At 64.1% G+C, this 6,722-nt stretch carries 2 protein-coding genes; one reads left to right on the top strand and one right to left on the bottom strand.

Features of this window, described 5'->3' with window-relative positions; all coding sequences use genetic code 11:
• Window positions 1-819 precede the first annotated feature (819 nt).
• On the top strand, window positions 820-4,227 hold the full coding sequence (locus ACYF6T_RS44110; RefSeq protein WP_461703631.1) for a hypothetical protein: 3,408 nt from the start codon (window positions 820-822) through the stop codon (window positions 4,225-4,227).
• A 124-nt stretch (window positions 4,228-4,351) separates the two neighbouring features.
• Here ACYF6T_RS44110 and ACYF6T_RS44105 read toward each other — a convergent pair whose 3' ends face one another.
• Window positions 4,352-6,340 (bottom strand): hypothetical protein, encoded by a 1,989-nt coding sequence (locus tag ACYF6T_RS44105; protein ID WP_461703630.1) that lies wholly within the window; start codon window positions 6,338-6,340, stop codon window positions 4,352-4,354.
• Window positions 6,341-6,722: the final 382 nt, after the last annotated feature.

Raw genomic sequence — 6,722 nt, 5'->3', positions numbered from 1 at the left:
TTGCTCCGCAAGGAAGTTGATATACCGTCACTCCGTGACGGTATCCGAATCGCTCCGCAATTCGGGAAGGAATTCGCTCCGCGAATTCCTGAAAATGCGCCCCTGAAGGGGCGGGGTGGCCCCACTGAGCGTGGCTGACGCGCCTTCAGATAAATTTAATAGGAACTGAGTTCGAGGGCCCTGGAAGAACCTGTTCCCGACACTCCTGAAACTAGCATCACACACTTTCAGAAAACCGTTTTAATGCCCTCTGTCCGGCGGGTGATTCTTGCATCCTATACCCTGCACGAAATCTGACTTCCCCTTATTCTCATTCTCCAATATCGCGCCGAGAATACGCGGGTTGTGCCTCTATCCGCAACCTCCGGCTTGAACGCACGCGGAGCGCAGAAACGGCCCCATGCAGGCTCCAGACTCGCCTCATCCAGCCGGCCCCCCTGGGGGCACGTGCGGCTTGGGTCGGACTCATCGCGGCTCGCGGAGGGTTGGGCGGTGGGTCCTCACGGAACTCGTCGGCATCATCGGCGGAGGAATAATCCCGGATCGCGTAAGACGCAGTCCCAGCAGTCCCTATAAGGGATGAACGGCCCTGACACATCCCTCTACCAGACCGCCGAGGTACCACCGAGATGACGTCCTTGCCCGAGTACGTGATCGGTGCGATCAACCTGATCCCCGTCGCGTGCAACCTCTGGAACCTCCCCGACGTCGTGCGGAGCCCACCCACTGCGATCACGGCGTCCGCCCCGTCATCGACCGTGACTGCCGTGCTCTCGGTAGTGCAGGCGGCTGTCGTGTAGTACACATGGGGAGGTTTCCGTGGAGGGCACGATGCCGGAAGAGCAGGCTGGCGCGGGCTACGTCTCGCTGTCGTTGGCAGAGCTGAGTGGGCAGGTCCAACCGCCTTTGGCGTCTCTGCCGGTACAGAATCCGAAGCGGCTTCCGCTGACGGAGTTGGAACCGGAGACGTTTGAATGGCTGATCGCGGAAATCGTCAGCCGACAGGACAACCGAGGAGTCCAGTTCTACGGGCGCAGTGGCCAAAAGCAGCATGGGCTAGACATCGTTGCACGGGAGCCAGACCAACGGCGGTCGCTGTATCAGGTCAAGCGTTACCAACAGCTCACCGTCCCTCTTATCAAGGAAGCGATTGAGACCTATGCCGGCGCACCTCGGCTGAAGGGACACACCGAGTCGCCACGGCTCTTTGATCCCTACCGCTTCATCGTGGTGACTTCGGCTGAACTCGACTCCGACACCGCATACGTGAAAACCGTGTCGGACCTCCAAGACGCGTACACCGGCGACTTGGAGATCGAGTTCTGGGGCGCGGAGGCCGTGGGCCGAAAACTCCGGGACGCCACCAATCTGGTCGCGGCAGTATTCGGCGAAGTGTGGGCGAAGGCCTGGTGCGGAGTCATGCCCGCACCGAACGATGCAGCAGCGCCCAAGCCACTGGGGCTGGTGAGTGGTCCTATCGCCGTTCTGGGCCTGCAGTCGCTTGAGGACGATGCCCAGGCGTCGGAAAGCGACCCCGCTCGCGCCGCTCGCTTGTACGGCGAGCTGGCGGACGCCCTGACGCAGGGTAACTTTCCGGGTCACGCGGCACAGGTACGCACCAGGCAGGCCCGGATGGCCCGAGCAGCAGGTGATGTCGATGCGGCATTCGATCTGCTATTCGATCTACAGCTGCACGAGATCCTCAGAGGCCAGCCGTCGGCCCACACGGGCAGCCTCGAAGCGCTGGCGTCCGAGGCAGCGCAGCCGAGAGCGGCAAAGTGGACCGTCCTCGAATGCGTAGCCAACTGGTATGAGCAAGGTAGCCGGCTGCCTCGAACCGTGCCCGCGCTCCGCCAGCTCACGACCGCAGCAGACCCCCATGCGAGTCTGCTGTGCTGTCTCGTCCTGGAGCAGGCTCTGGTGGACGGGCTCTGTGACAGCCTAGCGAGTTCTCTCGTCGTGGAGCCCGAAGACGCTCCCCCGGCGCTCCTGGGTGAGCTGCGTGAGCTAGCTGGCGGCGCAGAGACTCGTGACATCTTCATCCGGGCTCGGTTGGCATGCGCAGTGGCGGATGCGTCCTTGAGACTGGACTCCGCGCCAGAGGACGTTCAGTCCGTCTACGGTCCTTTGGTGCGCGACGCTGGCGCAGGCCGCTACCAGCAGGCTCGCGGTCTGATCACCTCACGTGCAGCCCGTGCTTTCGCCTTGCGGGGTGACCCCGATCGCGCCGAGGAACTGTGGAACCAGTCTGTTCTCGCCTGCAGTGAGGACGGATGGTTCGGGGATGCACGATTCGCGCTCCGGGCAGCGAGGCGGCTGGCAACTGACCAGGGCCGACTGATGCTGGGTCTTGATGCGATCACTCGAGCCCTGCCGAACCGCAAGCAACTGCTGGCTGGCACCTTCAACCCGGCTCTGACGGCCTATGAGGCAGCGCACCACGAGAAGTTGCCTGATGCCTTCGGCGACACCCGCCGCTATCTGTGGGAATCCCGCCTGCAGGGTGCGTGGCAGGAAGAACTGATGGCGATGGAACTTTTCGGCGATGTGCTGGCCGCGGCGGGGCATCTCGCCGGAGCCGTTCAAGCCTATGTCCAGGCTGGTGACGCTGAGAAGGCCGCGGATCTAGCTGGGAGTCTGACCGAGACCGTCGACGTGCAAGCCTGGCTGGCGTCCCCCGTACGCCGGTGCCGTGCTGCGGCCTTCCAAGTGCTAGGAGAGCAGGCCCCGTTCATCGCCGATGCTGACGTCGCTGGCATTGTTCGCATGCTGCTGCGGGCCAGCAACGGTGTCTGGCAATCGCCAGCAATTCGGCCGCACCCAGAGCTTGACGCCCTCAAGGCTGTGCGCGCATTCGCCATCAGGATCCCTGAATCGGAGGTCAGTGACATCCTTCAGATCGCGAGGCCAGCCCTTGCCAGTAGTACGCGGATCAGTGACGACATCGCTGACCTGTTGATCCAAACCTACTGGGCTGTCGAATCACGTCGCAGAGAGATTGCCGAGGCGTTGGATCTCATGCTGCGACTGCCCGACCCGCCTGACAGGCTGTGGGATCTCGTGGAGAATATCCCCGGTTCTGCCCGTGAGCCGCTGCTCCCGTACATCACTGCAATGGCTGCCGATGAACGAAGCCCTGCAGTTAAGGTCTTGGCGCGTTGGCGCATCCCATCGCATGCTGCCCAGGTGGCTGTCCGGGGTGCTTGCGCCGCCCTTCTCCGGCGACCCGTCGGTGTCGAACGTACGATGACACAGGTAGGGACACGGGAAGCAGAAACTGTCGATCTGCTGCTGGCGCTACTGGATACCGCCGAACTTGAGGAGGTCTCACCAAGCGCATTGAGCACCAGCAAGGCGCAACCTGCGGGAGGGGTGCTGTACTCCACCTCAACCTCCGCATCCTTCGTGGCCCCATCTGCCGACGCTCCCGGAGCCGCGGATACCGTCGGCGCCCCCGCGGAGAGCTCAGGACCGCCGCCGTCTGATCTTCCGGATGATGCTGCTGAAGTAGCGGCAGGGCCGCCTCAAGCCTTGGCTGAAGCCGTTGCTGCCCACCTGACCGCGATGGCCGAGGACTCTCACGACAGCGCAGCCTCCCGTGGGCAGGCCGCGCAAGCCCTCCGTAAGCTGGCCCGCCATCTGCCCCAAGAGACCGCGGCGCAGCTCGCGCGCAGGCTGACTGCCCTTCACCAGTCCCCCGGCTATTCAGAAACAGACCTGTGGGAGATGAACAGCAGCGGCCTGAGCCGCTTCAGGACCAACATGGGAAGCGACCTGCTCGCTGGACGGGCCCTGGCAGCTGGCGCCGATATGTTCGCCGCTTCCCGCAACCCCGACACCCCTTTGACTGCCGAAGAACAGGTATTGGCCGAGAGCATTTTGGCCGCAGCGACTCAACTCCTGCGCAGCGAAAGAGCCACGGCATGCCGACTTGGCGCCGCGAGCATCATCGCCGTGGCCTCCGCCGCGCCCGCCTTCACTGGCTACACGACCAGTCTGCTCGTCCACAGTGATACGCACGTGCGCGCCCTCGGTGCGCAGCACGCACTCGGCAACTCGGAACTCCTCAAGGCCCTGGCGCGAGACCCCGCCTTCGAGGTCCGCGTCGCTCTAGCCTCCAAGGGACGCAACCTGCCTGAGGAAGTTCGGCGCCTTCTCGCCCGCGATCCTCATGTCTATGTGCGGTACCGCCTCACCCACGCCACCGAGGAACCCCCATTGGAGTAGGCGAGCGCAATGCCTCAATCTTTGACATGGCTCGCCTTGGCAGCTGTGCGCAATGCGATCTGGGCGCAAACGGCCTCGGCTCGCATAGCGAATATCACGCAACTCGACGCGTACTGGCTGACTGCTAGCGGTAGGGGCGCTGGTCTGTCTGCCACCATTTGGGGCCGGCAGCGGGCAGGCTGCACCAAGTCCTGAGTTGGGTCAGTTCTGCCGCCGCGTCACTGCCCTGGCCAAGTCGGGTGTGTCGTATGACCCCGGATAGAGCCCAGACCAGGACGTCGTCTTTCGCGAGGATGGCAAGCTCGCGCAGGCTGCGCAATCGCGCGACAGCTTGCGCAGGCGTTGTCTCCAGAGTCTGGGCAGCCTGCATGGCCATCCATCTGCGCACGAAGTTGGTTGGGAGCCAGGGAGCTTCGTCGTACGTCCAGCTCAGCTGGGCACGAACGAAAGCCATCAGTTGGGCATCGCTGCCCGTCGGCGCTTCCATCTGCTCGCGCCATGGGGCTGTGGGCCCTGCAAGGACGTGGGTTCCGTCGCGCTGATGGGCAGTGAAAACCAGCTCTTTCAAGTCTCTTGGCAGGTAGGGCTGGAGCATGGCGATCAGGGTGGGCAAAGAGGCGTCGGATCCTGCTCTGACTTCGATGTGCCAGCGTTTTCTATCGACCGTGATAGAGATGTCCTGACAGTTCATCGTCTCCAGGAGAGTGGTGGTCATCTGCTCGGCTTTGATGCCCAGGTTGCGCCACAGGCCGTCGAGTCCGAATGCGGTGAAGCCGAGTTCGCCCAGTGCCTGCAGCAATGCGAGCTGACAGGCCAAGACGCTTTCATGGCCGCGGAAGACGCCGTCGATCACGTCGGCCCAGGTGACTGTGCGGGTCGTGGACTTGCGCTCGATGACAGCGAAGTCTTGTTCGTAGTGGACCAGGGCGTGGGCACGACCGGTGCGCAGATCATTGTCCAGGCCGCCGAGGAGGCCTTGCAGGGCTGTTTCCTGTTGGACAGCGCTCACCAGTTCGGTGGCGTTCTTGTGCCGTAGGTTCGTGTATGCGGCTGATTTGCGGCCGCAGGCCAGCAGCAGGGCGGTCGCGATGACCTGGCCTGGCCCTTCCACCAACGCTGAGGCGATGCCGAGCAGTGCGCGGCCTGCCTGTCGGGAGTGGACAGCATTGTCGACGGCATGTGCTGCTTCCAGGGAGCCGTCGAACAGCTCCAAGAGCGCGCGCTTGAAGTCCTCTTCGAACGCGGGGGTCGCGGCCAGGGTGCGCAGCACGGTGGGGTTGGAGCGGAACACTGTGTAGGCGCGGCGCAAGACGTCGCAGAACTGGTCGGGGTCGAAGAGGCTTTGGGCCAGCACGTGGTATGTGGCGAACAGAAGCCCCGAACCGTGTGCCCCGGGCGAGGATGTCACCTGCTGCAGCGCGTCACGGCCAGCGGTGTCCAGGGACAGCAGATCGGGCAGCTGGTATGCCTGCAGTGTTCGCTCCAGCAGACCGGCCTGGATCTGTGCGACGTCCCGCTCCTTGGTCAGCAACTCCACCGTGTCTGCGACGGTATTGGCTCGATGGGCCAGTTCCGCGGCCCGGTCCAGATGCCGTTGTGCCGTTACCGCCTGGTTCTGGGCCTGCAAGGGAGTGGTCGCGAGCAGGGCGGCGAGGTAGGCGTCGACCATGGACTCCAGCTCGCCGAGAAGTTCACGCAGGACCTTGACCAGCGCCCCCAGAGGACGCCTGGCGTCAGCGCTCTGGACCATGCCTCGCAGTTCGATGAGCTCGGATACGGCGGCCTCAAGGCTCTCCTCAGGCTGCTCCTTCGCTTCCGCTGTCGCTGCTGCGGCCTGGAAGAAGACACTCATCCACTCGCTGAGGCGTGCGAAAACGTCGGCATGCAGGAACTCAGTGGCTCCCATGTGCGCCGCGGCCGGCAGGGTGTCCGGCTGCGAGAGCACCGCCTGCGCCCGGGCGGTGGCCTGCCGACGCGCGAGAGTGGCTGTGTCGATCTCCCACGGCTCGGGTCTGCGTCCGCAGTCGGAACACTCGATGCCTCGGATGCGCTTGATGCCGCATCCCGAGCAAATAATCTGGGAAAAGGCCAGCTTGAAGGCGTACATGGTCATGGGTTAGGCAATCTCTGTCAGTTCTGCACGGGCGCGTGCCCGGCCGCCGCTACGGGCCACACGAGCATGGTCTCGCGAAGCCCCGTCAGAGGGCACCCGGATTTAACGCTTCGCCCCGCACATGGCGGCGCCCCGACAAGTTCTCACGGCCGCTCTGATCGAAATCGGAGCCGTCACAGCCGCCTTGTGTACAGAAACGGGTTGGGCGGCGACCTGGCCGGGCAGTGCGCTGACCACAAACGACTTCGCAGACGTCACCGGCCCCATGGCTAAAACCACCGGCTCGGCTGTGCTCCTGCGGCCGCTGTCGAGGAGGCCCGTGACGACGCAGGAAGGCACACGACGAGCACGCCGGCCCGGGCCTCACTGGCAACAGCACTAG

The organism is Streptomyces sp. 7R007 (assembly GCF_054850255.1).
The sequence above is the reverse complement of the archived record's forward strand: the minus strand, read 5'-3'. Positions and strand labels throughout refer to the sequence as shown.